The following is a 364-nucleotide window of genomic DNA, read 5'->3' as shown; positions in this document are numbered from 1 at the left end:
GCCGTGGAAGCAGACAGCGAGCACCCGGTGGCACGGGCCATCGTCCGCGCCGCACGGGAGCAGAACCTGACTATTCCAGCGGCGTCCGGCTTTTCGTCCATGACCGGTCGCGGTGTCCGCGCCACGGTCGACGGCAAAACCATCCAGGTCGGCGGCCCGGCACTGCTCCGTGACCTCGAAGCCCACGAACCGGAATCATTAGCCGCCGCCACCGGGGCGTGGCTGGACCGTGGCGCAGCCGTCCTGCACATCATTGACGGGCACAGGATCCTCGGGGCCGTGAGCCTCGAGGACGCCGTCCGCACCGAGTCCCGCCAGGCCGTCAAAGCCCTGCAGGACCGCGGCATCAAGGTCGCTATGATCA

The 364-nt window shown here is 68.7% G+C and carries 1 protein-coding gene; it reads left to right on the top strand.

Going from position 1 to position 364, the window contains the following annotated elements:
* A partial coding sequence (locus tag QK287_RS18445) for an HAD family hydrolase (RefSeq protein WP_282361141.1) occupies positions 1–364 on the top strand: 364 nt, incomplete at both ends.

The sequence above is a fragment of the Arthrobacter sp. AL05 genome (assembly GCF_029960715.1).
In the GTDB taxonomy this organism is placed as follows: domain Bacteria; phylum Actinomycetota; class Actinomycetes; order Actinomycetales; family Micrococcaceae; genus Arthrobacter.
The sequence above is the reverse complement of the archived record's forward strand: the minus strand, read 5'-3'. Positions and strand labels throughout refer to the sequence as shown.